We start from the raw sequence: 26,366 nt of genomic DNA, 5'->3' as shown, positions 1-26,366 counted from the left end.
CACCGCCGTCCGCGGAGTCCGCTCAGGTCGTGGTGCCCTGCCCGACGCTCGCCGGAACCTGCACGACGTCGACCTCTCCCCCGGCCTCGGCCGCGTCGGGCGCCGCCGGGGCGCGAACGACGCTGACACCGATCCCGTTGATCCAGGCATTGCCGGAGACCTTGTCGATCAGCGCGGGATCGTTCGGGACGAGGTCGTTGTAGCGGGCGCCGCCGGCGGCGTTGGCGCGCCGCCAGCCACCCTTGTGGCCCCAGTGCTGGTTGAGTCCGACCGAGCCGGCCATGACCTCGTCGGTGACCTCGACCGGCACCTCGATCGCGCCCCAGCGCGAGGTGATGCGGACCTCGGCGCCGTCCTGCAGCCCGCGCTCGTCGGCGTCGGCGGGGTTCATCCGCAGGCGGCAGGAGCGCTTTCCCGTCATGAGCTTGTCGACGTTGTGCAGCCACGAGTTCTGCGACCGCAGCTCGCGGATCGAGAAGATCCGGAGCGGGTGCTCGGGGTCGGCGGTCCGCATCGCCTTCAGCCGCTCGAGCTCGCCAGCGAACATGGGCTGCTCGAGGTGGACGAGCTTGTCCTTGTGGTGGATCTTCTTCCTGATCACGCCGGTCGGGCAGTGGTCGGAGAACGTGATCGGACCACCCCGCTCGATCAGCTTCTTGCGGCTGATCCCCCGGCGACGGAGACCGAAGAGGTCGCCGTCGGGGCCGATCCGCATGAACAGGTCGACGCCCAGACTAGGCGGGAGCCGGATGCCGATCTTGCCCATCAGCTGCGCACCCGGTGCGCCGGACGGCACGATCCCGACGCGCTTGCAGATGTCGTCGAGGGTCCGCCAGTCGTCGCGGACGTTCGGTGGACCGGACACGATCGCCTCGGTCCACTGCGCGTGCGGGACCGCGTTGTGGGACTGGGTGAAGACGGGGAAGCCCTCGCGCTCGTAGAGCATCTTCGGCGGCAGCACGTAGTCCGCGTGCTTGTTCGTCTCGGTGATGTACGGGTCGAGCGAGACGAAGAGGTCGAGGCTCTCGAACGCGGCCTCCATCGCCTCCGTGTCGGGCGAGGTCATCGCGGCGTTCGTCGCGACGCAGAACATCGCGCGGCACTGGCCCTTCCCGGGCGTCGCGACCTCCCGTGGGAACGTGGCCCACGGGGAGCTGCCGATGACCTCGGGGATGCCGTCGACGCGGGTGCGCCAGCGGTCGTAGCCGCTGGCGCCGAGGATCTTCGTCATGAACTCGAGGTCGACCATCGGCCGGCCGAAGACCATCCCGCCGGGCCGGTCGAGGTTCCCGGTCGCGACGTTGATGACGTCCATCAGGTACTTCGTCAGCGAGGCGAAGCGCCCGAGCGACGCGCCGCAGCGACCGTAGAGGTTGGCGGACCGCGCACCGGCGAAGTCGCGGGCGAGCTGCCGGACGTCGTCGGCCGCGATCCCGGTCTCGGCGGCGACGCGGTCCATGTCGACGTCGCGGACCAGGTCGAGGGCGAACGCGACCCCGGAGGCCTGCTCGGTCATGCGCGCGCGGTCCTCGAGCCCTTCGTCGACGATGGTGTGGAGCAGGCCGAGCATGAGCCAGACGTCGCCCTCCGGGAGGATCGGCTGGTGCTCGAAGAGCCGCGCGGTCTCGGTCCGCCGCGGGTCGACCACGACGACCCGGCCCCCGCGCTCGGTGATGTCGAGCATCGCCTCGCGGATCTTGCCGATCGTCGCCATCGAGCCGTGCGAGACGACGGGGTTGGCGCCGACGACGAGCGCGAAGTCGGTGCGTGCGAAGTCGGGGAACGGGTTGGTGAGGTTGTTGCCGTAGAGCAGCTGGCTGACGACCCAGTAGCCGTTGATATCGATCGACGAGGCCGTGTAGTAGTGCTTCGTCTTCAGCGCCGTGGCCATGCCGAAGAGCGTCAGGAACGCGCCGTAGTTCCAGGCGTTGGCGTTGCCCAGGCCGCAGCCGACGGACTCGGTGCCGTGCTCGTCGATGATCGTCTTCAGTCGCCGGCCGATGTCGTCGAGCGCCTCGTCCCAGCCGACCTTCTCGAACGTGCCGTCCGGCTGGCGCTTCATCGGGTCGCGCAGGCGGTCGGGATCCTTGAGGACCTCGGGGAAGAGGATGCCCTTCGGACACGCGAAGCCCTTGGACTGCGGGTGGTCCGGGTCGGGCCGCATCTTCACGATCTCGTCGTTCTCGACGGTGGCGACCAGACCGCAGGACGCCTCGCAGATGCCGCACCACACGCGCTTCTCGACCATGGGCTGTTCTACGCCTCGCGTACGAGGCACGCAAGGGTGATCACGGATCGGCATCGGTCGGCGGATGGACGCAGGACGCGCTCCGCGGGTCTCGGGTTCTCCGCAGTGCGTGTCAGCCGCCGATGGCGCTCATCGGGCGGTCCGGCGGCCGGAACCCCGGCTTGTGCATCTCGTGCCCCCACTGCTTCCCCGCCACCGCACGCCGGATCATCGCCACCAGCTCCGCGTCCGACGCCCCCGACCGCAGCGCCCCGCGCAGGTCCGTCTCGTCGTGCGAGAACAGACAGGTCCTGAGCTGCCCGTCCGCCGTCAACCGCAACCGGTCGCAGTCACCACAGAACGACTGCGTCACCGACGACACGAACCCGACCTCGCCACCACCGTCCCGGAACCGGAACACCCGCGCCGTCGACGAGGGCTCGCGCTCGAGCGCGTCGACGGGCCAGCGCTCGTGGATCAGCGCCCGGACCTCCTCACCCGTCAACACGTGGTCCTCCGTCCACGCACCGTCGGCGTCCAGCGGCATCACCTCGATGAACCGCAGCTGCAGGCCCCGCGCGCGGGCGAACGCGACGAGGTCGACGCACTCGTGCTCCGTGATCCCCTTCAACGCCACCGCGTTGAGCTTCACGAGCACGTCGTGACGGTCCAGCGCCGCGATGCCCTCCAGCACCGCCGGCAGCCGGTCGCGACGCGTCAGCTCGGCGAACCGCCGCTGGTCGACGGAGTCGATCGACACGTTGAACCGCGACACCCCCGCCGCCACCAGCGCGTCGGCGTGCCGCGCCAGCAGCACGCCGTTGGTGGTCATCGAGAGCTCCTCGATCCCGTCGACCGCGTCCAGCCGCTCGACCAGGGCCGGCAGGTGCGCCCGCGCCAGCGGCTCACCACCCGTGATCCGGACCGTCCGGACCCCCAGACCCGCGAGCACCTCGACCAGGCGGACCGTCTCGTCGTCGTCCAGGCGCTCGTCCTTCGGCAGCCACGAGATCCCCGACTCCGGCAGGCAGTACGTGCACCGCAGGTTGCACACGTCCGTCACCGACACCCGCAGATCCCGCACCACCCGACCGAACCCGTCCACCAGCAGCCCGCCGAGCATCTCCGCGGGCGAGGCGGTCCGGCCCGGGCGGGGATCAGCCACGGACGACCGGGCGGCGACCGATGATCATCCGAGGCTCGGCGGATCCAGGTAGACGGTCTGGATCGCCTGGTAGTACCCGAGGGCCTCCGGACCCATCTCGCGGCCGAGGCCGCTGGCCTTCACGCCCCCGAACGGCGAGCCCGGGTCGTTGACGTAGAAGTTGATCCCGATCGTGCCCGTCTGGACCCGGCGGGCGACCGCCAGACCACGTTCCTTGTCCTCGGTCCAGACGGTTCCGCCGAGCCCGAACTCCGTGCCGTTGGCGATCTCGACGGCGTCGTCGACGGTGTCGTACGGGATCACGGAGAGGACCGGCCCGAAGATCTCCTCCTGTGCGATGACCGAGTTCGGGTCGACGTCGGCGAAGACGGTCGGCTGGACGTAGTACCCGTCGAGCCCCTCCGGACGGCCACCACCGGCGGCGACGCGTGCGCCGCCGTCCTTGCCCTTCTGGATGTAGCCCTCGATCTTGTCGCGCTGGACCTGCGACACGACCGGCCCGATCTGGGTGCCGTCGTCCAGCGGGTTCCCGATCGTGACGCCGTTCGCGAGGGCGGACAGCGTGTCCACGACCTCGTCGTACCGCGACTTCGGCGCCAGGATCCGGCTGTTGAGCCAGCAGGTCTGGCCGTTGTTGATGAGCATGCAGCCGAAGAGCTGCTCCATCTTGTCCGTGAGGGAGGCGTCGTCCAGAACGATCGCGGCGGACTTGCCGCCGAGCTCGAGGGTGACCGGCTTCAGCAGGCGCCCACAGACCTCACCGATCTTGCGGCCGGCGACCGTCGAGCCGGTGAAGGCGACCTTCTGGACGCCGGGATGCTCGACGAGGTAGGCACCGACCTCCCGGCCGCCCTGCACGATGTTCACGACGCCGGCGGGGACGCCGGCGGCCTCGGCGGCCTCGGCGATCGTGTAGGCGTCGAGGACCGTCTCGGGCGACGGCTTCAGCACGACGGTGCAGCCCGCGGCCAGCAACGGACCGAACTTCAGGAACGTCAGGGCCTGCGGGAAGTTCCATGGCACGATCGCGCCGACCACACCCAGCGGTGTGCGACGGACGACGGACGTGCCGCCCAGAAGCCCGGGACGGTGCTCCTCGCGCTCCTGCTTCACCGCGACGTCGGCGTAGTAGCGCAGGAGCATCCCGGGGAAGCCGCCCTCGAGCTGGCGGGCGATCGCGATCGGCATGCCGTTCTGCGACGAGGTGCGGACCGCCGTGTCCTCCAGCCGCGCGTCCATCTCGTCGGCGAACCGGTTGAGGACGACCTGCCGCTCCTCGGGCTCCCACGAGGACCAGCCCGTGCGGTCGTCGAACGCGGCGCGCGCGGCGGCGACCGCGCGGTCGATGTCCGCCGTCGTCCCGTCCGGCACGACGCCGATCGTCTGCAGGGTCGACGGCGACGTGACGGTGATCCGGTCGTTCCCGGACGGTGCGACCCACTCGCCGCCGATGTAGAGCGTGTCGTAGGTCAGGTCGAGTTCGGTGGCGGTGCTCATCGGTGGTCCTCGGTGTCGGTGGTCGGGGCTACGTCGTGGCGCCGGCGAGGACGCGCTCGGCGACGCGGTCGGTCGCGTCGTCGGTCCCGCCCAGCAGGCGGCGGCTGATCTGGGCCCGGCGGAAGATCAGCGGGGCGTCGTGCTCCCAGGTCGCGCCGATCCCGCCGTGGACGGCGATGCAGGTGCGCGACGCCAGGTCGAGCGCCTTGCCGGCCCCGGCGCGGGCGGCGCTGGCGGCCAGCGCCAGCTCCTCCGGGAGATCCTGGTGCGCGAGACCGGCGTAGACGATCAGCGAGTAGGCGTTCTCGCGCGCCTTCAGCACGTCGACGAGCTGGTGCTTGACCGCCTGGTACGAGCCGATCTGCCGGCCGAACGTCATGCGGTCCTTCGCATACGTCACCGCCATCTCGAGCGCGGTCTCCACGGCGCCGAGCGCCTCTGCGGCCAGCAGCGACTGCGCGAGGTACCAGGCGCCGGCGAGGTCTCCGGCACCGAGGCCGTCGAGCTCGCGCGCCGAGCTGTGGTCGAAGGTCAAGTGCCCGACGCTGCGGGTCGCGTCGTAGGTGCGCTCCTCGCGGACCGACGCGTCGCCGGCCTCGACGACCACGACGACGGGGCTGCCGTCCTCGCGCGTGGCGGCGACGATCAGGACGTCGGCCCCGGGAGCGTCGGGGACCCAGGCGGTGGCGCCGGTGAGGGTGCCGTCGGCGGCCAGCACCGGGGCCGGGACGCGCCCGGTGCCGGTCTCGCGCTCCACGGTCCAGCCGTCCACGACGTCGCCGGGCGGACGGGCCGCCACGAAGGCAGCGCGACGCGTGCCGTCCGCGAGCACGGCGGCCAGCGCACCGTCCGCGCGGTCGGCGAGCACCGACGCGGTCAGATGACCGAGCAGCGGGACCGAGGCCAGGACCCGGCCGAGCTCGGTGAACACGAGCATCGCGTCGAAGGCCGAGAGCCCGACGCCGTCGTGGTCCTCGGACACGAGCAGGCCGGCCCAGCCCATCTCCCCGGCGACGGACCAGAGATCGGGGAGCTTCGTCGGGTCCGTGATCGCCTCGCGGGCCGCGGCGATCGTCCCGCGCCCGGCCAGGAGGTCGCGGGCGGAGCCGCGCAGGAGGCGCTGCTCGTCGGTCAGATCGAGATTCATCGGGCCTCCACCGCACCGTCGGAGCGGGTCTGGGAGAACGGGACGCCCTTGTCCGAGCGCGGCTCGGGGGGCAGGCCGAGGACGCGGTCCCCGACGGTGTTGCGGACGATCTCGGCCGTGCCGCCGGCGGAGCGGAAGCCCGGGAGGTACGAGACCACGTGGTACCACTCGCTCGTCGGATCGAGCGCGGACGGGCCGAGGACATCGACGACGAGGTCGGCGGCGCGCGTGGCGGCTTCCACCATCGTGAGCTTCGCCAGCCCGGCCTCGGGACCGGGCACCTGGCCCTGCTGGAGCGCGGTGAGCGCGCGCAGGCCGTTGAAGCGGACGGCGAGGAGGTCGACGCTCGCGTCACCGAGGCGGTGGCGGACCTCCGGGTCGCGGCGCGCGTGGGCGTCGGCGGCGATCGGCGGCGGGAAGCGGTCGACGTCCATGCGGAAGCCGGTGACGTCGCGGCCGATCGAGAGGCGCTCGTTCATGAGCACGGTCAGGGCGCAGGCCCAGCCGCCGTCGACCTCGCCGACGACGTGCTCGGGGCCGAGGACGACACCGTCGAGGAAGACCTCGTTGAACTCGGCGTCGCCGGAGATCTGCTCCAGGCCGACGACCGAGACGCCCGGGGTGTCCATCGGCACGACGAACATCGTCAGGCCCTTGTGCTTGACGACGTCCGGGTTCGTGCGGGCGAGGCAGAGGCCGAACTCGGCGAACTGCGCGTTGGTGGTCCAGACCTTCTGGCCGTCGAGGACGAACGTGCCGTCGTCCTGGGCCTTCGCCGAGGTGCGCAGGGCGGCGAGGTCGGAGCCGGCGGCGGGCTCCGAGAACATCTGGCACCAGATCTCGTCGCCGTGGAGCATCGGCCCGATGTAGCGCTGCTTCTGCTCGCTCGTGCCGTGGGCCATGATGCACGGCCCGAGCATGCCCAGCCCGATGTAGTCGAGGATGTTCGGCACGCCGCCGCGGACGAGCTCCTCGTCGACGATCACCTGGTCGACGGGGCTGCGGCCCTGGCCGCCCCACTCCTGCGGCCACGTGACCCCGGCGTACCCGCCGTCGGCGAGCGCGCCCTGCCAGGCGCGGCGCCCGGCGATCCAGGCGGTGTCCGTCCACTGGCCGTGCAGCGCCGGCGCGTCCGCCCTGTTGGCGTCCACCCAGGCCCGGACCTCCTCGCGGTACGCGAGCTGCTCGGGCGTGTAGTCGAGGTTCATGCATGCACCCCGGCGAGCAGCCTCTTGACGTGCGCGACGCTCTCGATGGTCTCCTCGAGGCCTTCGCCGTGGGCGATGAGGCTGATGTCCTGACAGCCCTTCTCGACGTACGGGGCGATGAACTCCGCGAGGTCCTCGGGCGTGCCGGCCGGCGACCACTTCTCGAACTTCTCGTAGTCGATCCCGTAGATCGCCTTCATCTCGTGGGCGACCGACTCGCGGATCGCCGCCTTGTCCTTGCCCAGGCCGCACCAGATGATCATCTGGTGCCGCCAGGCGACGTCCCCGCGGCCGGCGTCCGCACCGGCCTGCTCCACCTGCTCGATCGTCTGCGCGAAGCGGTCCGCGGAGACCCAGATGCCCTGCCAGCCTTCGCCGAGACGGCCGGTGCGCTGGATCGCCTTGTCCGAGCGGCCGCCGATGAGGATCGGGATCGCCGGGTCCGGCGGCGGGCCGATGAAGACGTCGTCGAGCTGGAAGAACTCGCCGTCGTGCGTGACGCGCTCGCCGGCCAGGAGCGCACGGAGGATCGGCAGGTGCTCGTCCATCCGACGACCGCGCGTCTTCGGGTTGACGCCGCACATCCGGACCTCGGCCGGGTCGTCCCCGCCGACGCCGACGCCGAGCACGAGGCGTCCGGGCACGAGCTCCATCAGCGTCGAGAGCTCACGGGCGACGAGCACCGGGTGGCGCAGGACCGGCTGGTACACCCCGAGGTGCACCGGGACGAGGTCCTGGAGGTGCAGGTGCATCGCGGCCGAGATCAGGCCGTCCCAGCCCGTCCCGTTGCGGAAGCTGACGTGGTCGCCGATGTGGATGTGGTCGATGCCCGACTCTCCGATCGACCGCAGGACCGCGCGCCGGTCCTCCGGCGTCCGGTCCGCGAGCCGCGGGCTCAGGATGTTGATGCCGATTCCGGGCGGGGCAGGCGACGTCGAGGACACAGGGCAAGCCTAGGACGCCGCGGATTCCGAGGCCGATGCCTCTTTGTGATCACCGTCGGTCGCTCCAGCGGGCTTAATAGGGCCATCGCCCTGATCCAGGAGTCCGAGATGAGTACCGCCGAGAGCCCCGTCCCCACCGACATCGAGACCTTCGCGTTCTGGGAGCGCTCGCGTGACGAGCGCCTCGCCGCGTTCAAGTGGCTGCGCGAGAACGACCCCGTCTCCTGGCACCCGCCGGCGGAGTCCCTCCTGCTGCCGCCCGAGGCCAACCTCGCCGGCTTCTGGGCCATCACCCGCCACGCCGACGTGGTCGAGGCGTCGCGCAGCAAGAACTTCCAGTCGGGCAAGGGCGTGTTCATGGAGGACATGCCCGTCGAGGTCATCAAGGGCGCCCTGTCCTTCCTCGTCGAGGACCCGCCCCGCCACACCGAGCTGCGCGGCATCGTGCAGTCCGCGTTCAGCCCGGCGCGCATCAAGAAGATCGAGGGCTGGATCCGCCAGCACGCCCACGACGTCGTCGCCGGCATCAAGCCGGACGGCAAGGCGGACATGGTGCCGCAGCTGGCGAAGGTCCTCCCGGGCCTGATCTTCGCGCACTACGTCGGCGTGACCGACGACGCGATGCGCGACAAGACCGTCCACGCCGCGGACATGCTCGGCTCGTGGAACGACCCCGAGTACACCGAGACGATGGCCCCGATCGAGGTCTTCGGCTTCGCCGCGCAGACGCTCGGCGCCGTCGCCATGGAGCTCGCCGCCCTGCGCCGCACCGAGCCGGGCGACGACGTCGTCACGTGGCTGACGCAGACGGAGTTCGAGGGCGAGAAGATGACCGACGCCGACATCGCGTCGTTCTTCGTGATGCTCTCCGGCGCGTCGAACGACACGACCGGCCACGCGATCGCCCACTCCCTGCTGGAGCTGCAGCGCCACCCCGAGCAGAAGGCGTGGCTGCTCGAGGACTTCGAGGGCCGCATCGACAACGCCGTCGAGGAGCTCCTCCGCTGGCGCCCGCCGATCATCCACTTCCGCCGCACGGCGCTCGAGGACTACACGCTCGGCGGGGCCGACATCAAGGCCGGCGACAAGGTCGTGCTCTGGTACGAGTCGGCGAACTACGACGACGGCGTCTTCGAGGACCCGTTCACGCTCGACCTCTCCCGCAAGCCGAACAAGCACCTCGCCTTCGGCGGCGGCGGCCTGCACTTCTGCCTCGGCAACGCCCTGGGCCGCCAGCTCCTGAAGTGCGCGCTGCGCGAGGTCTACACGCAGCTGCCCGACTTCGAGCTGCAGGAGCCGATGGAGGGGTTCTCGAACCTCTTCAACAACATGCGCCACCTGCCGGCCACCTGGACGGTCTGAGGTCCTCGTGAGCGCCTCCCCGACCAACACGGACGTGGACCAGGAGGCGCTCGCGCAGTGGCTGATCGCCCGCGGTCTGCTCGACGGCGCCATCGAGGACCTGCATCGCATCGGTGACGGTCACTCGAACATCACGCTGCTCGTCGGCGACGGGACCAGGCGCGTCGTCGTGCGCCGCCCGCCCCCGCCCCCGCTGCCGCCCGGCGCGCACGACGTGCTCCGCGAGGCCCGCGTCCTGCAGGCGCTGGAGGACACCGGGGTTCCCGTCGCGAAGGTCCTGGGCGTCGACGACGTGCCGGAGGTCGCGGACGTGCCGATGTACGTCATGGAGCACGTCGGCGGCGTCGTCCTGACCGACGACACCCCCGAGCCGTACGCGAACCCGAAGACGCGCAAGCACGTCGCCGACGGTCTCATCGACGGGCTCGCGGCGCTCCACGCCGTCGACTGGCGTGCGCAGGGGCTCGAGGGCTACGGCAAGGCCGACGGCTACCTCGAGCGTCAACTCCGGAGGCTCGGGAAGCTCATCGACGGCGGCGTCCAGCCCGACGGGCTCGAGGAGCTCGGGAACGAGCTGCGCGAGACCATGCCCGAGAGCGGACCGTCGACGATCGTGCACGGCGACTACCGCATCGGCAACCTCATGGTCCGGCCCGACGAGGAGCAGCCCGTCGCGGCGATCCTCGATTGGGAGCTGGCCACGATCGGCGATCCGCTGGCCGACGTCGGCTACCTCGTGGGCACCTGGGCGTTCCCGGGCGCCCCGGTGCATCCGCTGACCCGGCTCTGCATGGTCACGACGGAGGACGGGTGGCCGTCCCCGGACGAGCTCGCGGCGCGGTACGCCGAGAAGACCGGTCGCGACGTCTCGCAGCTGCCCTGGTACGGGGCGTTCGCCCTGTGGCGCCTCGCCGTGCTCTTCGAGTACGGACGCCGCCGGTACGAGACCGGCGACGGCGACCCGTACTACGCGGACCCGTCGATGGTCCGCGAGTTCACCGACGCGGGGCGCGCCGCGCTCTCCGGCCGCACAGCGGGCTGATGGCGACGCCCGACACCGCGGTCCCTCGGGGTGCGGGCGGGAACGCGGTGCCGAGCATGCCGTCCGGCACGCTCGAGGGCGGCCGTCCGCGAGGAACCGGCCGCAACGGGACGCGACGACCGTCCGCGACGACCTCGCAGGCCGGGGCCGGGCGGCCCGACCGTTCCGCCCCCGCGCTGCGGGAGGACGCGGACGACCAGCACCCGCCCGTCGGGCCGGACGTCCGCGCCGCCCGCGCGTTCGGGGAGGTCCTCGCGGCCGCCGCGGGCGCGACCGAGCTCGACGCGGTGCTGCGTCCCGCGGCAGCGGCGATGGCCCGCCTGGCCGGTGTCGGCCGGTGCAGCCTCTTCCTCGTGGACCGGCGGACAGGCCGCTTCCGCGGGCGTCTCGGGCACCCTCGGACGCTCGACCGTCCGCTCCGCAGGCTCACGATGGGCGGCCCGTCGGACACGCTGACGGCCGACGTGCTGCGGACGCGGGGGCCGGTGATGGTCCCCGACGTCACGCGCGACCCACGCACGGCACGGAGCGCCGTGCGCGACCTCCGGGTCCGGTCGATCCTGGCCGTCCCGATGCTCCACGACGGACGGGTCCTCGGTCTCGCGTTCCTCGACGACGAGGACCGGCGCCGGACGCCCACGCCGGCGCAGCAGGAGGCCGTGGTCGCGTTCGCCACCCTCGTGGGCGGCTGGATGGACCGGACCCTGCGCATCCTCCAACTGGCCGCCTGCCGCGACGAGCTCGCCCGGGAGCGGGCGTCGCTCGCCCGTCTCGCCGTCGCCGAGGACCGGATCTGCGAGGTCCGGGACGGGACCGTCGACGAGATCCTGTCGGTCATCGCCGACGTCGCCGGTCGGCCGGCCGAGATCCTGGGCGTCGCCGGCGCGGCCGTGGCGCGGGCCGCACCGCCGGACGCGGGATCCGTCGTCGCCCTCGGGCGCGAGGCCGCACGCCACATCGCCCGGACCGTCCGGAACGACGCGGTCGGACGCGCGCGGCTCCTGGAGCCGGACCTCGCGAGCGGTCTGACCCACCGGTGCGTCGTCGTGCCCCTCGAGCCCCGGCCCGGCGAGCGGTGCCAGCTCGTCCTGCTCGAGACCACGACGCAGCTCGGCCACGTCGACCACCTGATCGCCGCGCGCGCCGGGACCGCGATCGAGGCGGCCGACCGGCGGGCACCGAGCGCGATGGCCAGCAGGACCGACGCCGAGACCCTCCTCGTCGCCACGCTCCTCGGCACGCGGCCCACACCGGACGACGTCGCCGCGATGGCCGCCCGTGCCGGGTTCCGCGCCGACGCGACACGCGTGGTGGCCGTCATCACGGGCCTGCCCGCGGACGCCGACCCGCAGCTCCCGGCCGCATCGGCGCCGTGGCCGGCGTCCAGCGCCGAGCTCGAGGACGGGACGGTCGCGGTGCTCGTCGACCTGCCCCCCGACGTCAACGGGCCCGCGGGTGCCACCGCCGTGCGCGACGAGCTCGCCCGGACCCTCGAGGAGCTCGGTGCCGCCGGCGCGACCGTGGGCGTCTCGACCGCCTGCAGCGACCTGCACGCCCTGCGCCGGAGCCTGGCCCAGGCCCGGTCGCTCGCGGCCTCGGTCGCCGCACTGCAGGACGTCGACGACGACCGACGGCCGATCACCGCCGTCACGACCTACGAGCTCGGCCCGGCCCGCCTCCTCCTCACCGACGCCGCGGACGCCCGTGCGCTGGGCGAGGACCTCCTCGGTCCACTGCTCGAGGACGATCCCTCGATCCGCGACCTGCTCGCGACCCTCGAGACGTTCTTCGTCTCCGGATCCAGCATCCGCGTCACGGCACGGACGTGCGGCGTCCACGAGAACACGGTCCGGCACCGCTTCGGACGGGTGCGGACCCTCACCGGCCTCGACATCATCGGGGCCCCCGAGGATCAGCTGATGGCCCGCTCGGCGCTCGGCGCGCTGCGCCTCGGCGGCGTCCGGCTGCCCGGCGCGATCGCGTAGGTCGCGGCCGCCGGCCGGACGATCGCCGTTCCCGCCGGGCTGCGTCCGGCCGGGATGCGGCGCCGCATCCCACCCGGCCGGCGCCGCTCAGGTGCCGGTGAAGACCGGCGCCCGGCCTCCGGAGAAGGCCACGATGGCGGCCGGGAGATCGTCGGTCGCGGCGCACGCCAGGATCGCCTCGGACTCCGCCGCCAGGTGCTCGCGGAGGGACGGCGATCCCGAGCGGAGGAGCGCGCGCATGCGCCCGAGCGCGACGGTGGGCCCCGCGGCGAGCTCGAGCGCTGCGGCGCGGGCCGTCGACTCCAGGTCGGCGGCCGGTACGGCGCGCGAGACGAGCCCCCACTCGACGGCCTCCTCCGCGCCGATGCGGCGGTTCTGCATGAGGAGTTCCTGGGCGCGGCGGAGGCCGCACAGCCGCGGAAGGTGCCAGGAGCTGCCGCCGTCGCCGCTGAGGCCGACCGCGGCGAAGCCCGTGGCGATCCGCACGTCGTCGGCGACGATCGCGACGTCCGCACCCCAGAGGAGCCCGAGCGCGACGCCGGCGGCGCCGCCCCGGGCCGCACAGACCACCGGCACGCGGAGCTCCGCGACCCGCGCCGACGCCTCCTGCACCGGCGGCAGGATCTCGCGGACCACCACGCCGAGGCGATCGGGGTCCCGAGCGAGGAACGCGAGGTCCCCACCGACGGAGAAGTGCTCGCCCTCCGCGCGGATGAGGACCGCACGCACGCCGGGGGTGTCGGCGCACGCGCCGAGGGCGTCGCGCAGGGCGACGGCGGCCTCGACGTCGACCGCGTTGCGTCGGTCCGGCCGGGCGAGCACGACGTGCCCGACACCGTCCTCGAGCTCGAAGCGGACCGGGGGGTCGACGCTCATCCGACGCTGATCCCGCCGTTGACGCTCAACGCCTGACCGGTGATGCGCTTCGCCGCCGGCCCGGCCAGGAACAGGATCGCGTCCGCGAGGTCCTCCGGCTCGGCGACGCCCAGGTGCGCCAGCTTCGCCGCCTTCTCGAACATCCGGTTGGAGAAGGGGTCCGCGGCGATGAGGTCGGCCCCGGGCGTGTTGGCGATCAGGGACGGGGTGACGACGTTGATCCGCACCCCCTCGCGCTTGACCTCGAGGGCCGCCGCCCGCGAGTACATAAGGATCGCCGCCATCGAGGCACCGATCAGGGTCTCGCCCGGCGTGGCCGTCTTCGCCGCGTCCGACGCCACGTTGACGATCGCTCCCGATCGACGTTCGCGCATCGCGGGCAGGAGCGCCTGCATCATCAGGAGCGGCGGGAGGATCAGCCCGTCCAGGGTCGGCGCGACGTCGTCGAGCGGGATCGTGTGCAGGAGCCGCGGAGGCTTGCTCGGCCCGACGCTCGTGACGAGCACGTCCACGCCACCGAGGCGCTCCTCCGCCTGGCCGGCGGCCTCCGCGACGGCGACGGGATCGGTGGCGTCGACGGCGACGAACGAGACGTCGGCCTCCGGTGCGCGCCGCCGCACGGTGTCGCACGCCGCCGCGCCGCGCTCGGCGCTCCGCCCCATCAGGACGATCCCTGTGGCGCCGCGCTCGGCGAACTGGCAGGCGGCCTCGAGGCCGACGCCGGCCGAGCCGCCGAGCAGGACGACACTACCGGGTCCCGGTTCGGTGGGGACAGGGCCGGGACCGGAGCTCACGGTCCACTCTATGCACGTGGCCGCTCCATTCGTGATCACGAATGGGAATCGCCCGGCGCGCCCTTCCCGGGCCGCCGTGCGGTTGAATGGGCCATGACTCCCGCCGCGCCACGTTCACCGTCCTCGGCGCCCGCGACCCAGCACGCGTCGATCGCCGCGGCGTTCGTCGCGCGCGCCGCGAGCACGCCGGACAGGGTCGCGCTCCGCGCGTTCGAGCGCGACGTCTCGTTGACGTTCGAGGCGTGGCTCGATCGCTCCCGGCGCGTCGCCGGGGGCCTCGAGGCGCTCGGGGTCCGGCGCGGGGATCGCGTCGCCATGCTGCTGACCACGTGCGTGGACTTCTACGTCTGCGACATCGGGGCGCTGCTCCTTGGCGCGGTCCCGTTCTCGCTCTACGCGACCTCCCCCGCCGTCCAGCTCGTCGAGATCGCGGCGAACGCCGAACCGCGTGTGCTGATCACCGAGGCGGCACTGGTCGATCGCGCCAGGGAGGTCGCCGCCGCGACCCCGTCGATCGAGGCGCTGGTCGTCGTCGAGCCCGAGGCTGTCCGCGACGGCCAGCTGTCCCTCGCCGCGCTCGAGGAGCGCTGCGCCGCGGACTTCGACCTCGACGCGGCGGTGGCCGGGACCGCACGCGAGGACCTCTGCACGATCGTCTACACCTCGGGCACGACGGGTCCGCCCAAGGGCGTCGAGTTCCGCCACGGCTCGATGCTTGACAACCTGGCCGGGATGGAGCAGCGGTTCCCCGTCTCCGAGGACGACCGCGCCGTGTCGTACCTCCCGATGGCCCACATCGGGGAGCGGATCTTCGGGCTCTACGCCGCGCTGATCTACGGCTACGAGGTCACGGCACTGCCGGACATGTCGCGACTCGGGGCGGCGCTGCACGCCGTCCGCCCGACCCGGTTCTTCGGCGTGCCGCGGATCTACGAGAAGCTCGTCGCCGCCGTGCACCGCCACGTCGCGGAGTCACCGGACCGGGACGCGCTGCGTGCCGCGCTCGGACGCCGGCTCGAGGTCGTCCGTGCGGAGCAGCGCGGTGACGCGGTCGACGGCGGACCGCAGGACGCGGTGGACCTCGAGACCCTCCGTCCCCTCGCGTCGCTGACGGGGCTCGAGCGGACGCGGTTCACCGCCGTCGCCACGGCCCCGAGCTCGCCGGACATGCTCGAGGAGCTCGCGGCGATCGGTCTGCCGGTCAACGAGTTCTACGGCGCGTCGGAGGCGATCATCATCAGCTGCAGTCCGCCGGATCGCGTGCGCTTCGGGACCGTCGGGACACCGCTGCCGGGGGTCGAGCTCCGCCTGGCCGGCGACGGCGAGATCCTCCTGAAGGGCGGGGCGATCACGCCGGGGTACTTCCGCGACCCGGAACGGACCGCCGAGGCGTTCGACGAGGACGACTGGTTCCGCACCGGCGACGTCGGGACGCTCGACGACGAGGGCTACCTGCGGATCGTCGACCGCAAGAAGACGATGATCATCAACGCGTCGGGCAAGAACATGTCGCCCGCGAACATCGAGCAGGCGATCAAGGGCGGGCAGCCCTTGATCTCGCAGGTCGTCGCGATCGGGGACCGCCGGTCCTACGTCGTGGGTCTCGTCGTGCTGGACCGCGACGGCGTCGCCGGCTTCGCCCACGAGCACGGTCTGGGCGACCGCTCGTTCGAGGAGCTCACCGGCGACCCGGCCGTCCGGGCCGCGATCGACGCCGCCGTCGAGGCCGGGAACGCACGACTGGCGCGGGTCGAGCAGCTCAAGCGCTGGCACGTGCTCGACCACGACTGGGCGCCGGGCGGCGACGAGCTGACCCCGACCGCGAAGCTCAAGCGCCCCGGGATCGTCGCCCGGTACGCGGCCGAGATCGAGGCGCTCTACGCCTGAGCGGGCCCGACCTCAGTCGCGGGAGGCGTAGAACTGCACGCCCTTGTCGACGAACGACGCCCACTCGTCCGGGATCTGATCCTCGGCGAACACCGCGTCGACCGGGCACGCCTCGACGCACGCGTCGCAGTCGATGCACTCCTCAGGATCGATGTAGAGCTGCTCGACCGTGTCGTAGTCGGGCTCGTCCGGCGTCGGGTGGATGCAGTCGACCGGGCAGACCTCGGTGCACGAGTTGTCCTTCGTGCCGATGCACGGCTGTGCGATGACGTACGCCACGGTGCCTCCTCAGGCCGTGGTGGCCCGGTCCTGGTCCTGCCGCGCCAGGAACTGGTCCTTGCGGTCGTGGATCTCGGGGTTGACCATCGTCGCGTAGCCGTTGAAGCACTCGATCTTCAGCTGGTCGTCGAGCGGCCGGCCGACGACCTCGAGGATCGTCTCCTTCGCGGACTCGACGGCCATCCGTGGGTTGCGCAGGATCTTCGACGCCATCTCCTCGACGGTCGCCATCAGCTGATCGCGCGGGACGAGCCGGTTGACGAGGTGGCACTCCAGCGCCCGCTGGGCGGAGATCGGCTCGCCCATGAGCTCGAGCTCCATGGCGATACCGACGCCGCAGGTGTTCACGAGGCGCACGATGCCACCGTCGGCGAAGTGCATGCCACGACGGACGTGGAAGAAGCCGAACTGGGCGTCGTCCACCGCGACCCGGATGTCGCAGGCGAGGGCGAGCTCGATGCCGCCGCCGATGACCCAGCCGTTCAGCGCAGCGATGATCGGCTTGTTCGTGTGGTGCAGCCCGCGGGTGATGCCGCCGGCGAAGCCCTTGTCCATGACGCTCTTGGCGAGGTCGGGGCCCCGGTCGAGCCAGCCATCGACGTGGTCGTTGAGGTCCGCGCCCGCGCAGAACGTCTTCTCCCCGGAGCCCGTGAGGATCGCGAGCCGGACCTCGTCGTCGTCGCGGAACGACGTCCAGGCCTCGTGCAGCAGCTCGTCGGTCTCGGTGTCGATGGCGTTGTGCTTCTCGGGGCGGTTCAGCGTGATGTACGCGATCTCGCCGCGCTTCTCGTAGATGACCTTCGGCATCGGACGTGACCTCTCTTGCCCGCGGGACGCCGCGGGCGGTTGGTGGGGACTTCGGGTGCCCGCCCATCGCACCGCGAGGCGCCCGGGCGGGCGAGGGACTCAGGCGTAGAGCTCGTCGGTGATGTCGGCGTACTGCTCCGCGACCTCACGCCGCTTGACCTTGTTGGTCGGCGTCAGCTGCGGTCCGCCGGGAAGCCAGTCGTGGTCGAGGACCCGGACCTTCTTCAGCTGCTCGACCCGCGACAGCTTCTGGTTGCCGGCCTCGACGGCGGCCTCGACCGCCTCGACGACCTCGGGGCGCTGGCTGAGCGTCGTGAAGTCCTCCTCGGGGTCCAGCCCGTTCGCCTTCGCGAAGACGGCGAGGCCGTCGCGATCGAGCACGACCAGCCCGACGTTGTACGGACGCCGATCGCCGATCGCGAAGATCTGGGAGATCAGGGGCTGGCCGCCCTTGATCGCCTGCTCGATGTTCGCGGGCGACATGTTCTTGCCGGCGCTGTTGATGATCAGCGCCTTCTTGCGGTCGACGATCCGGATGTAGCCGTCGTCGTCGATCTCGGCGATGTCGCCGGTGAGGAACCAGCCGTCGTCGTCGAACGCCTCGGCCGTGCGCTCCGGGTCGCGGAAGTACCCGGGGGTGATCGTCGGGCCCTTGATCAGGACCTCGCCGTCCTCGGCGAGCGCGAACGTCGCGCCGGCGAGCGCCTTGCCGGCGGTGCCCAGGCGGATGTCCTCCGGCGGGCTGCACGAGACGATGATCGCCTCGGACGAGCCGTAGAACTCGTTGATCGCGATGCCGAGCGCGGTGAGCTCCTCGAGCATGCTCAGCGAGCTCGGAGCCCCGGCCACGGCGAGGAAGTGCGCGTTCGAGAGGCCCGTGAGCGCCGCGAGCGGCTTCAGGGTCTCGAGGTCCTTCGCGTCGTCGTCGTCGACCGCGATCCATCCGTGGCCCTCGCGGACGCGGGCGAGCCGCCGGTCCCACGCGGCCTTGAGGACCTCGCGGTCGTCGGACTCGCTGGCGAAGCGGTGGACCGCGGCGAGGAGCTTCTCGTAGATGCGCGGGACGCCGAAGAAGCGGGTCGGCTGAACGCTGTGGAGCGCCGGGCCGAGCTTCGTCAGGTCGGCGAGCGACGTGACCTCGTAGCCGTACACGAACGCGGCGTAGTGGCCGAAGATCCGCTCGGCGATGTGCGCCATCGGCAGGTAGGCGATGGCGCGGTCGTTCTCGTCGGTCGAGAAGCGCTGCCGGATCGAGTCGAGGCAGTCCATCATGCCGCCGTGCCGGAACTGCACGCCCTTCGGCGCCCCGGTCGTGCCGGAGGTGTAGACGAGCGTGCCGATGTCCTCGCGGGTCGTCGCCGCGACCGAGGCCTCGACGTCGAAGTCGCCGGTGGCCAGGCGCTCGAGGCCCGCGAGCGACAGCTCGTCGCCCTGCACGGCGTCATCTTCGACGACGATCACGCGTTCGATCGTGGTGTCGCCGGCCGCGACGATCTCGCGGGCCTTGCCGACGAGCGAGGCGTCCGTGATCAGGACGCGCGGAGCGGCGTTGTCGATGATCTCCCGCATCTGCCCGACGGCCGACGTGGTGTAGATCGAGAACGGGATCGCACCGAGGAGCAGCGCGCCGACGTCGACGATGTTGAACTCCGGGCGGGTCCCGAGCAGGATCCCGACGCGGTCACCGCGCTCGAGGCCGAGGGCGGCGAGTCCACCGGCGACGGCGACGCCGCGGTCGTGCCACTCGCGCCAGGTCAGGCGCTCGTCCGTCCCGTACATCGAGAGCGCGGTCGCGTCCGGGTTCGAACGCGCCTTTTCGACGAATGCCGCGGAGAGCGACGGGAGCGACAGTGCATGATCGATCGCGGTGGATTCGCGGGTGCTCATCGGACCACCTCGGCGCCCTTGAGGAGATCGATGTGCCGCTCGGCGGTCTCGGCGGCCTGGTCGACGAACTCCGTCGTGACGTCGCGACGATCGCGACGTCGCCGGACGATCGCGATCGTCGACGGCTCGAGGTTCCTGACACGGACGTACGCCGTGAGCGGGCTCGGTGCGAGGCGCCGCATGGAGTCGGGGACGGTGATGACGCTCGATCCCCCCGCGACGGTGTGCCGCAACGCGCGGATGGACGTCGCGGGATCCGCGCCCCGGAGGTGGTTCGGGCGGCCCCGACGCTCGTCCAGCTGCCAGAAGGGGGCCCAGTCCGCGGGCGCGTCGAGCGGGGCCGTCGGGTGCAGGAGGACGTCCTCGATGTCGACCTCCTCATCGCCGGCGAAGTCGTGGTCCAGTCCGACCATCAGGGATCGGGGCTCGGTCGCGATCGGGGTCACGTCGAGGTCCGGGTGGACGATCGGCCCCCGCACGATCGCGACGTCGGTGTCGCCGGCGAGGACGTCCCCGATCTGGTCCCGGAAGGCGACGCCGTCCACGGTCACCTCGAGATCGGGGTGGCTGTGGAGGAACCGCCGGACGATCGGGTCGGTGAGTTCACCCGCGCAGAGCGGACCTGCCCCGATCCGCAGCACCGACCGCCGCGCTGCGTGCTTGCGCATCGCGTCGCGCGCCAGGTCGGCGGTCGCCACGACGAGACGCGCGTGCTCGACGAGTTCCACGCCTGCGTCCGTCAGCTCGATGCCGCGGGCGCTCCGGTTGAAGAGCGACACGCCCATCTCGTGCTCGAGCTGCCGCAGGGTCCGCGACACGGCCGGCTGTCCGACGTAGAGCGCGTGGGAGGCCCGGCGGAACCCGCCTTCGTCGACGACCGCGAGGAAGAACCGCAGGTGACGGAGATCCATGACGACAGTAGATCCGGCGTGCAGAGGGAGTGCAACCCCGATCACACATCGGCATCGCTCGCGTCGTGGATTCCCACCGCAGGAGCGACGTGGAGCCGGATCGGGGCGGGTCCGGTGCCGCGGTCGGATCGTTCCGCCTGCGGCACGGTCGAAGCCGTCGGGCGCAGGACGACTTCACGCGGAGGATCGCCTTGATCGTCGTTCCCTCCTCGGCGTCCTGGACCGCCTGATCGATGTCGGCGAAGTCGTACATCGTGCCATGATCGCCGACAGGCCCACGGCGCCTGCCCCGAAGACCGTCACGCTCTGGCCCGCCTCCATGCGCAGCTCGTTGAGCACTGTTCCCGCGCCCGTCTGGAACCCGCATCCGAGGGGGCCGGCGATCAGCAGGTCGTCATCGTCGTCGAGCTTGACCGTGTTGCGCTCCGTCGCCACGGCGTACGTGGCGAACGAGGACTGGGAGAAGAAGAACCCGTTGACGCCGTGCAGCGCGTTCGTCCCGTCGGCCCGGCCGCCCGACACGTTGCGCGGCGCGAACTCGTAGCAGTAGGCAGGACGGTCCGCCGAGCACGCGGAACACGCCCCGCACGATCCGTAGGTCAGGGCGACCCGGTCGCCGACCGCCGGCTTCGTGACGCCCTCGCCCACGGACTCCACGATCCCCGAGCCCTCGTGGCCGAGGACGGGCGGGAGCGGGACGGGCATCCACTGCTTCTGGATCGCGATGTCGGTGTGGCAGAGGCCGACTGCGTGGATCTCGACGCGGACCTCCCCCGGCCCGGGCTCGTCGAGCTCGACGTCCTCGATGACGAACGGACCGTCGGCCTCACGCACCACCGCTGCCTTGATCTGCACGACTTCCGCGCACCAGGGTTCGTCTTCCGGAGCCCGAGCGGCTCCAGCGGAGGAAGGCTGTCCCGAAACTTCGGGCGAGGTGATGCCCACCGGTCACCACCCGCGGTCGAGGGTCCCGAGACCGGTCGAGGCCGGGGACGAACGTCGGCGACCCGATCCTCGGGCCTTCCCGGACCACGAACGCCCCCGGAGATTCCGGAGGCGCTCGCAGGCGTGTGTGGTGTGGTCGTGGACCGTCCCGGGTCCACGACCGTTGTCCCGTCCGGCACACCAGGATGGCCGGACGTCGGCAGCGTAGCGTCTCGCCACCCCGCGTTTCGACCACCGGGTCCGGCCGACGTCGACCTGTGAGCCGATCGACCCGGGAGGCGGACCCTTTTCAGCGCGGCCGGTAGACGTCGCGTCGGTGTTCGATCCGCAGCACGACGACCTCCCGCTCCTCGTCGACCACGCGATAGAGGATCCGGTACGTCCCGCGCCTGGCGGACCATACGCCGACGAGCTGGCCGCGCAGCGGCTTGCCGATCCGGCGCGGCTCCCGCACGATCGCGGTCGTGAGGAGGTCGATCACGGCGGCGGCGACCGCCTCGGGCAGGTCGTCGGTGAGTGCCCGCCGTGCGGGCGGCGTCAGGACGAGCTCGTAGTCCTCCCCCGCGCTCACCGCTTCAGCGCGCGGACCGCATCGACTCCGCGTAGGACGTCACCACGCTCGTACGCCGCGTCGGCCTCGCGGATGTCTGCCAGGGCCTCGGGGTCGTTGAGGACCGAGATGGTCTCTTCGAGCTGAGCGAGGTCCTCCGGGCTGATGATGACTGCGGCGTCATGCCCGTTGCGGGTGATGGTGACGCGCTCGTGGTGGCGCTCGACGCGGTCGACGACCTCCGAGAGGTGGTCCCGCACGCTACGAAGTGGTTCCGTGCTCATGGCCACAATTGTGGCGCACCCCGACGGTCTCGTCCACCGAAGGCCGCGACCTGGCTCAGCCATCACTTCGCCGACCGGTCCGCAGCCACGTCTCCAGAACGGGTCGGACGACCACGAGGCTCCTGCCGATCTGGCGTGCACCGGGGAGTTCACGACGGCGGGCGAGGTTGTAGACGTGTCGGCGCGAGCAGTGCAGCATGGCCGCAACCTCGTCGGCGGTGAGTACGTCGTCGCGAGTGAGGCTTCGCTCGGCCACAGCGACGTTCTAGGCCAGGCGGCCCTACAAAACCAAGGGTCACAAGTGACCCCTCCCCGCTCACCCGGGACTCATGAGCTCGCCCGCGGTGGTCACTCGGGCCCGTGGTCGAGTGACCGGTGGTCGCTCGGCCTCGGACTGTCGCGCTTCCGCCCGCTCCGGGCGCGTGATGGCTACGCCCTGCAGGTTTCGGGAGCAGTTGGCTACTCCCGCTGGCTACTCCCGAGTTGTTGAGACTGCGTCTCACACCCCAGAAACAGGAAAAGCGCCTGCAATGAGGCGCTTTTCCGGAGTAGCGGGGGCAGGATTCGAACCTGCGACCTTCGGGTTATGAGCCCGACGAGCTACCTGACTGCTCCACCCCGCGGCGGACACAGAAAGATAGCGACTTGCCCGTTTCGCTGACGCGCGGGTCGGGGCCGGCGGCCGGGCGGACGCTACTTCGCGGCGTCCTCGGCGAGGCGCTCGAGGGCCGCGACCCGGGAGGCGAGCTTCCGGTACCGGGCGCTCGACCGGCGCTCGACGACCTTCACGCGGGCGGAGGCCCGCGCGGTGGTCCGCTTCCCGCTCCGCCGCAGCACCGTCAGGCGCGTCGTCAGGCGCTCGTTCGCGTGCTCGAGCGCCTTCACGCGCTTCAGGAGCACCGCGGTGGACGCCGTGGTCCCCGCGGCACCGGCCGCGCCCGCGGCGCCGACCTCGCCCTGGGCCCCGGTCGCCCCGGCGTCGCCCTTGGCCCCGGTATCGCCCTTCGCGCCGGCGGCCCCCGGAGTCCCGCCGGGGAGGGCCGACACGCGGGCGTCGAGCTCCTGCACGGCCGCGAGCGCGACGCCGGCCATGTCGCCGGGTGCGATCGTGCCATCGTCGGCGCCGAGGCCGAACGCGGCGGTGAAGTCGTGGGCGGTGGGCCAGAGATGCAGCAGGTTCCCGGCGTCCGACGTGTACCGCTGCGTGGTCAGCGGCAGCGTCCGGAGCCCGGCGAGCAGCGCCTGACCGTCGGCAGCGGTAGCCCCCGTGGCCTTCGCCGGGTCGGCGCCCTGGAGCAGGCTCTCGCTCGCGCGTGCGGTGCCGCGGACGTCGAGCTTCGACGCCGGGCTGTCGGTCCCGAGGCCCGTGTTGCCGGTCGCTCCGACGAACAGGGCGTTCGTGCCCGCTCCCGCCATCACGGCGAACGGGACCTGTCCCGCCGTCGTGTCCTCGAGCTTGAAGACGTTCCGCCCGCCGGACGAGGAGTCGTTCGCGATCAGGTGCCAGTCGTTGGCGGGGAAGCCCGGGGTCGAGCTCGTGTCGTCGAAGCCGATCTGGGTGTTGTTCTCCTTCAGGCGCAGGGTGTCGAAGCCGAACGACTCGTTGTCGACGCAGTCGAGGCCGACGCAGGCGCTGCCCTGCACGATCTGGTCGTCCGGGACGACGGCGTCGGCGGCGGCGACCGCCGGGAGCGCGAGCAGCGCGAGGGTCGTGACGGGCAGGGCGAGGAGGCGTGGGCGGCGCATGGGCCGGGGCAGGGTCGCAGGCGCGGGTTCCGCAGGCGGCCGATCTCCACCGAACGTCCATACGGCGTCCGCGCCCCCGATCGCCGGCGGTCGGCCGCGCGGTGCCCGAGGACGCACGCCGGGCCGTGGGGCGCCGTCGCCGGTCGTCGCCACGTCGCGTGCCGTTGCCGGGCCGTGCGGCGCGGTCTAGGGTGCGCCCGTGGCGTACGACGAGGACCTCGCCGACCGGATCCGCACCGCGCTGTCGTCCGAGGCCGACGTCGTCGAGCGCCGGATGTTCGGTGGGCTCGCGTTCCTCGTGGACGGACACATGGCCTGGCCGCCAGTCGAGAGGGCGGGATCATGGTGCGCGTCGACCCCGAGGAGTCCGACGCCCTGCTGGACCTCCCCGGCGTGTCGACCGTCGTGATGCGGGGGCGTCCGACCCACAACTGGGTGCGGGCGCGTGGCGACGACGTCGCCACGGACGACGGTCTCGCGGTCTGGATCGAGCGCGGGCTCGGCGTGATCCGGCGCCTGCCGCCGCGGTCCTGACCGCTGCCCGGTCCGGGCTAGGACCGCCCGGACGAGGGCAGCTGCCGGTACGTGCTCATGATCATCGTCGCGATCTGGACGGCGAGCTGGCGCGGCGTCCAGCGGTCCGGCTCGGCGACCAGCGCGCGGGCGGCGTTCTCGGCCATGCCGACGAACATGTAGCCGTGCAGTCGCCCCTGCTCCTCGGCGTTCGGGATGCCCTGCCGCTCGATCCACGCCTGCGCGAGCGCGGAGATCTGGTCGATCTGGCGCTCGCGGCCGCGCTGGACGCGACGGGTGATGTTCGCGTCGGACCCTCCGGCGCCGAGGAACACCACCTTGAACGACTCGGGCGACTCGACGACGGCCTGCAGGAACGCGCAGACGGCCTCCGTGATCAGGGGCTCGAGGTCGTCCTCGTCGAGCTCCGTCGGGATCGCCTGGCCGATGGCGGCGAGGATCCGCTCCTCCTCGCGCCGCAGGAGCTCTCCGAAGAGCGCGTCCTTCCCGGCGAAGGAGCTGTAGACGACCGGCTTGCTGACGCCGGCGCGGCGCGCGATCTCCTCCATCGACGCGCCCTCGTAGCCCTTCTCGAGGAAGACGTCGAACGCGGCGTCGAGGATCATCGGGCGACGCCGCTCGGGCCCCAGGTGCGCGGCCCGCGGCCGGGCCTGCCCGCGGGACGCCTGCCGACCCGCGCGTCCCGCCGCCTTGCCGGCCTTGGCACCGGCCTTGACGACGGCCTTGCGGGCCGTCTTGGCGGACTTGGGGAGTGAGGAGGGGAGGGAGGGCTTGGTCATCGCTGGTGCCGGGGAGGTGGGGTCGGCGGGGGTCATCCTACCGGCGGTAACCGCGGCTGTCAGGTGCCATGCGGACCGTCTCCCCCCCGACCGGCCGGTCGTTCCTACCCGCGGTTCTCCCCTTCGAGCAGCGCCTCTCCCCCGACGGGGTCACACCACACGGGACCCACCCGATGCGTGTGACCGGAACACCGTCGGACGCCGTCGCGGGCCGCGGGCGGGCCCCGACGCGAGGCCCTCAGCCCGCCGGGTGCTCGGCGGCCCAGGCGACGATCGCCCGGTTGCCGGAGACGACCGTGCCGTCGTCGGCGACGTACACCGGGACGTCCTCCTGGCCGGAGATCTCGCGGATCGCGTCGCGCTTCCCGCGACGCGTCCACGGGAGCGCCTTGAACCCCGCCACCGCCTCGACCTCGAACGCGTGGCCGTGGGTCGTGAGCGCCTTCGCGGCCCGGCCGCATGGGTGCATGAAGGGGCTCGCGGTCTTGGCCGGGCAGGTGTAGAGCGTCGCCATGACCGGATGGTGGCAGCGGCCGCGATGCCTGTCGAGCGGCCCCACGCGGGTACATTGGCGCGATGCGCCTCGCCGCGGTCGACCTGGGGTCGAACTCCACCCGCCTGCTGATCGCGGACATCGACGACGACGGGACGCTCACCGAGATCGTCCACCGCGCGACCGTGACCCGCCTGGGGCACGGCGTCGACCGCACCGGCCGCCTGGACGACGCGGCGGTGACCCGCGTCCTCGACGAGCTCGAGGTCGTCCGGGGGCTCCTCGACGAGCACGGCGTGCAGCGCACCGTCGGGGTCCTCACCAGCGCCGTGCGGGACGCGGAGAACGGCGCGGACCTCACCGACCGGGTCCGCGCGACGGGGATCGACGCCCGCACGATCGCCGGGGAGCGCGAGGCCGCCCTGAGCTTCCTCGGGGCGACGAGCGGGCGGTCCGCCGAGGAGCGTCCCGTCGCGGTGATCGACATCGGCGGCGGCAGCACCGAGATGATCGTCGGGCGCGTCGGGCACGAGCCGGACTTCGCGGTCTCCACCCAGGCCGGGGTCGTGCGCCAGGGCGAGCGGCACCTGCACCACGACCCGCCGGAGACCGACGAGCTGCACGCCCTGGCGGAGGACGGCCGGGCGATCGTCGCGGGCGCGCTGCCCGCCGACGTCCGTGGCCGCGTGGGCACCGTGATCGCCGTCGCGGGCACCCCGACGTCCTGCGCCGCGATGCTGCTCGAGCTCGACGCCTACGACCCCGCGAGCACCCACGGGTACCGCCTGACGCTCGCCGAGGTCGACGAGCTGACCGCCCGTCTGGCGCAGATGACCGACGAGGAGCGTCGCGGCGTCCGGGGGCTCCACCCGGACCGCGCGCCGACGATCGTCGCCGGGTGCGTGCTCCTGTCCGTCGTCCTCCGGGCCTTCGGCGTCGACGAGTGCGAGGTCAGCGAGCACGACATCCTCCGCGGCGCGATCATCGCCGCCGCGACCGGGCGGTTCTGACCCGGGG

General features: G+C 72.2%; 24 protein-coding genes, 1 tRNA gene and 1 pseudogene. 6 read left to right on the top strand and 20 right to left on the bottom strand.

What is annotated here, in order from left to right:
* Positions 1 to 22 precede the first annotated feature (22 nt).
* The 6 genes from PATMI_RS30150 to PATMI_RS0114060 all read right to left on the bottom strand — a co-directional run bounded on the left by PATMI_RS30150 (position 23) and on the right by PATMI_RS0114060 (position 8,188).
* On the bottom strand, positions 23 to 2,248 hold the full coding sequence (locus PATMI_RS30150) for a molybdopterin-dependent oxidoreductase (RefSeq protein ID WP_084269950.1): 2,226 nt from the start codon (positions 2,246 to 2,248) through the stop codon (positions 23 to 25).
* 112 nt (positions 2,249 to 2,360) lie between these two features.
* Complete coding sequence (moaA, locus tag PATMI_RS0114080; protein ID WP_026911353.1) at positions 2,361 to 3,350, bottom strand: GTP 3',8-cyclase MoaA; 990 nt, start codon at positions 3,348 to 3,350, stop codon at positions 2,361 to 2,363.
* A gap of 66 nt (positions 3,351 to 3,416) precedes the next feature.
* Positions 3,417 to 4,889, bottom strand: a complete 1,473-nt coding sequence (locus PATMI_RS0114075) for an aldehyde dehydrogenase (RefSeq protein WP_036725866.1) — start codon at positions 4,887 to 4,889, stop codon at positions 3,417 to 3,419.
* Positions 4,890 to 4,917: 28 nt separating this feature from the next.
* Entirely contained in the window at positions 4,918 to 6,036 is a 1,119-nt protein-coding gene (locus tag PATMI_RS0114070; protein WP_026911351.1) for an acyl-CoA dehydrogenase family protein, read from the bottom strand.
* Complete coding sequence (locus PATMI_RS0114065) at positions 6,033 to 7,244, bottom strand: acyl-CoA dehydrogenase family protein (protein ID WP_026911350.1); 1,212 nt, start codon at positions 7,242 to 7,244, stop codon at positions 6,033 to 6,035. Before PATMI_RS0114065 ends, PATMI_RS0114070 begins: the two co-directional genes overlap by 4 nt.
* Positions 7,241 to 8,188, bottom strand: coding sequence for an LLM class flavin-dependent oxidoreductase (locus tag PATMI_RS0114060; RefSeq protein ID WP_051471639.1), 948 nt, complete (start codon positions 8,186 to 8,188; stop codon positions 7,241 to 7,243). Before PATMI_RS0114060 ends, PATMI_RS0114065 begins: the two co-directional genes overlap by 4 nt.
* A gap of 108 nt (positions 8,189 to 8,296) precedes the next feature.
* Here PATMI_RS0114060 and PATMI_RS0114055 point away from each other — a divergent pair, with 108 nt between their 5' ends.
* The 3 genes from PATMI_RS0114055 to PATMI_RS0114045 are packed head-to-tail and all read left to right on the top strand — an operon-like array spanning position 8,297 to position 12,577.
* The gene (locus PATMI_RS0114055) at positions 8,297 to 9,550 is read left to right on the top strand and encodes a cytochrome P450 (RefSeq protein WP_026911348.1); all 1,254 of its coding nucleotides are present in this window, start codon (positions 8,297 to 8,299) and stop codon (positions 9,548 to 9,550) included.
* A gap of 7 nt (positions 9,551 to 9,557) precedes the next feature.
* Entirely contained in the window at positions 9,558 to 10,592 is a 1,035-nt protein-coding gene (locus PATMI_RS0114050) for a phosphotransferase family protein (RefSeq protein ID WP_211241739.1), read from the top strand.
* Positions 10,592 to 12,577, top strand: a complete 1,986-nt coding sequence (locus PATMI_RS0114045) for a GAF domain-containing protein (protein ID WP_026911346.1) — start codon at positions 10,592 to 10,594, stop codon at positions 12,575 to 12,577. Before PATMI_RS0114050 ends, PATMI_RS0114045 begins: the two co-directional genes overlap by 1 nt.
* A gap of 87 nt (positions 12,578 to 12,664) precedes the next feature.
* Here PATMI_RS0114045 and PATMI_RS0114040 read toward each other — a convergent pair whose 3' ends face one another.
* Together PATMI_RS0114040 and PATMI_RS0114035 are read right to left on the bottom strand one after the other, a co-directional pair.
* Positions 12,665 to 13,453 (bottom strand): enoyl-CoA hydratase/isomerase family protein, encoded by a 789-nt coding sequence (locus tag PATMI_RS0114040; RefSeq protein ID WP_026911345.1) that lies wholly within the window; start codon positions 13,451 to 13,453, stop codon positions 12,665 to 12,667.
* Positions 13,450 to 14,247, bottom strand: a complete 798-nt coding sequence (locus PATMI_RS0114035) for an SDR family NAD(P)-dependent oxidoreductase (RefSeq protein ID WP_051471637.1) — start codon at positions 14,245 to 14,247, stop codon at positions 13,450 to 13,452. Before PATMI_RS0114035 ends, PATMI_RS0114040 begins: the two co-directional genes overlap by 4 nt.
* 93 nt (positions 14,248 to 14,340) lie before the next feature.
* Here PATMI_RS0114035 and PATMI_RS0114030 point away from each other — a divergent pair, with 93 nt between their 5' ends.
* Positions 14,341 to 16,134 (top strand): AMP-dependent synthetase/ligase, encoded by a 1,794-nt coding sequence (locus PATMI_RS0114030; protein WP_026911343.1) that lies wholly within the window; start codon positions 14,341 to 14,343, stop codon positions 16,132 to 16,134.
* Between the two features lie 12 nt (positions 16,135 to 16,146).
* Here the strand turns inward: PATMI_RS0114030 and PATMI_RS0114025 are convergent, their stop codons facing one another.
* The 10 genes from PATMI_RS0114025 to PATMI_RS34670 all read right to left on the bottom strand — a co-directional run bounded on the left by PATMI_RS0114025 (position 16,147) and on the right by PATMI_RS34670 (position 23,543).
* On the bottom strand, positions 16,147 to 16,413 hold the full coding sequence (locus tag PATMI_RS0114025) for a 4Fe-4S dicluster domain-containing protein (RefSeq protein ID WP_026911342.1): 267 nt from the start codon (positions 16,411 to 16,413) through the stop codon (positions 16,147 to 16,149).
* A gap of 9 nt (positions 16,414 to 16,422) precedes the next feature.
* Positions 16,423 to 17,220, bottom strand: a complete 798-nt coding sequence (locus PATMI_RS30145; protein ID WP_036725861.1) for an enoyl-CoA hydratase/isomerase family protein — start codon at positions 17,218 to 17,220, stop codon at positions 16,423 to 16,425.
* A 99-nt stretch (positions 17,221 to 17,319) separates the two neighbouring features.
* Positions 17,320 to 19,107 (bottom strand): AMP-dependent synthetase/ligase, encoded by a 1,788-nt coding sequence (locus tag PATMI_RS0114015; protein ID WP_026911341.1) that lies wholly within the window; start codon positions 19,105 to 19,107, stop codon positions 17,320 to 17,322.
* Complete coding sequence (locus PATMI_RS34675) at positions 19,104 to 20,018, bottom strand: LysR family transcriptional regulator (RefSeq protein WP_051471635.1); 915 nt, start codon at positions 20,016 to 20,018, stop codon at positions 19,104 to 19,106. The genes PATMI_RS0114015 and PATMI_RS34675 overlap by 4 nt, the downstream gene beginning before the upstream one ends.
* A gap of 174 nt (positions 20,019 to 20,192) precedes the next feature.
* A complete protein-coding gene (locus PATMI_RS30135) occupies positions 20,193 to 20,852 on the bottom strand; it encodes an alcohol dehydrogenase catalytic domain-containing protein (RefSeq protein ID WP_211241738.1) in 660 nt (219 codons plus the stop codon).
* 400 nt (positions 20,853 to 21,252) lie between these two features.
* Entirely contained in the window at positions 21,253 to 21,534 is a 282-nt protein-coding gene (locus PATMI_RS0114000) for a type II toxin-antitoxin system RelE family toxin (protein WP_036725859.1), read from the bottom strand.
* On the bottom strand, positions 21,531 to 21,797 hold the full coding sequence (locus PATMI_RS0113995) for a type II toxin-antitoxin system Phd/YefM family antitoxin (RefSeq protein WP_026911339.1): 267 nt from the start codon (positions 21,795 to 21,797) through the stop codon (positions 21,531 to 21,533). Before PATMI_RS0113995 ends, PATMI_RS0114000 begins: the two co-directional genes overlap by 4 nt.
* A gap of 55 nt (positions 21,798 to 21,852) precedes the next feature.
* A complete protein-coding gene (locus tag PATMI_RS38780; RefSeq protein WP_084269948.1) occupies positions 21,853 to 22,053 on the bottom strand; it encodes a helix-turn-helix domain-containing protein in 201 nt (66 codons plus the stop codon).
* Between the two features lie 293 nt (positions 22,054 to 22,346).
* Positions 22,347 to 22,420, bottom strand: a tRNA-Met gene (locus PATMI_RS0113990).
* Between the two features lie 70 nt (positions 22,421 to 22,490).
* Positions 22,491 to 23,543 carry a hypothetical protein gene (locus PATMI_RS34670; RefSeq protein WP_051471631.1) on the bottom strand — a complete coding sequence of 351 codons (1,053 nt, stop codon included), beginning with the start codon at positions 23,541 to 23,543 and terminating at the stop codon, positions 22,491 to 22,493.
* 199 nt (positions 23,544 to 23,742) lie between these two features.
* Here PATMI_RS34670 and PATMI_RS38710 point away from each other — a divergent pair.
* Positions 23,743 to 24,077: pseudogene (locus PATMI_RS38710) on the top strand (TfoX/Sxy family protein).
* 17 nt (positions 24,078 to 24,094) lie between these two features.
* On the opposite strand, the gene PATMI_RS34665 reads toward PATMI_RS38710, so the two are convergent.
* Together PATMI_RS34665 and PATMI_RS0113970 are read right to left on the bottom strand one after the other, a co-directional pair.
* Positions 24,095 to 24,892 carry a TetR/AcrR family transcriptional regulator gene (locus PATMI_RS34665; protein ID WP_084269947.1) on the bottom strand — a complete coding sequence of 266 codons (798 nt, stop codon included), beginning with the start codon at positions 24,890 to 24,892 and terminating at the stop codon, positions 24,095 to 24,097.
* A gap of 202 nt (positions 24,893 to 25,094) precedes the next feature.
* Positions 25,095 to 25,370, bottom strand: a complete 276-nt coding sequence (locus PATMI_RS0113970) for a glutathione S-transferase N-terminal domain-containing protein (RefSeq protein WP_026911338.1) — start codon at positions 25,368 to 25,370, stop codon at positions 25,095 to 25,097.
* A 62-nt stretch (positions 25,371 to 25,432) separates the two neighbouring features.
* On the opposite strand from PATMI_RS0113970, the gene PATMI_RS0113965 reads away from it, so the two are divergent.
* Positions 25,433 to 26,359 carry a Ppx/GppA phosphatase family protein gene (locus PATMI_RS0113965; RefSeq protein WP_026911337.1) on the top strand — a complete coding sequence of 309 codons (927 nt, stop codon included), beginning with the start codon at positions 25,433 to 25,435 and terminating at the stop codon, positions 26,357 to 26,359.
* The last annotated feature ends 7 nt before the right edge of the window (positions 26,360 to 26,366 follow it).

It is taken from the genome of Patulibacter minatonensis DSM 18081 (assembly GCF_000519325.1).
In the GTDB taxonomy this organism is placed as follows: Bacteria; Actinomycetota; Thermoleophilia; order Solirubrobacterales; family Solirubrobacteraceae; genus Patulibacter; species Patulibacter minatonensis.
The sequence above is the reverse complement of the archived record's forward strand: the minus strand, read 5'-3'. Positions and strand labels throughout refer to the sequence as shown.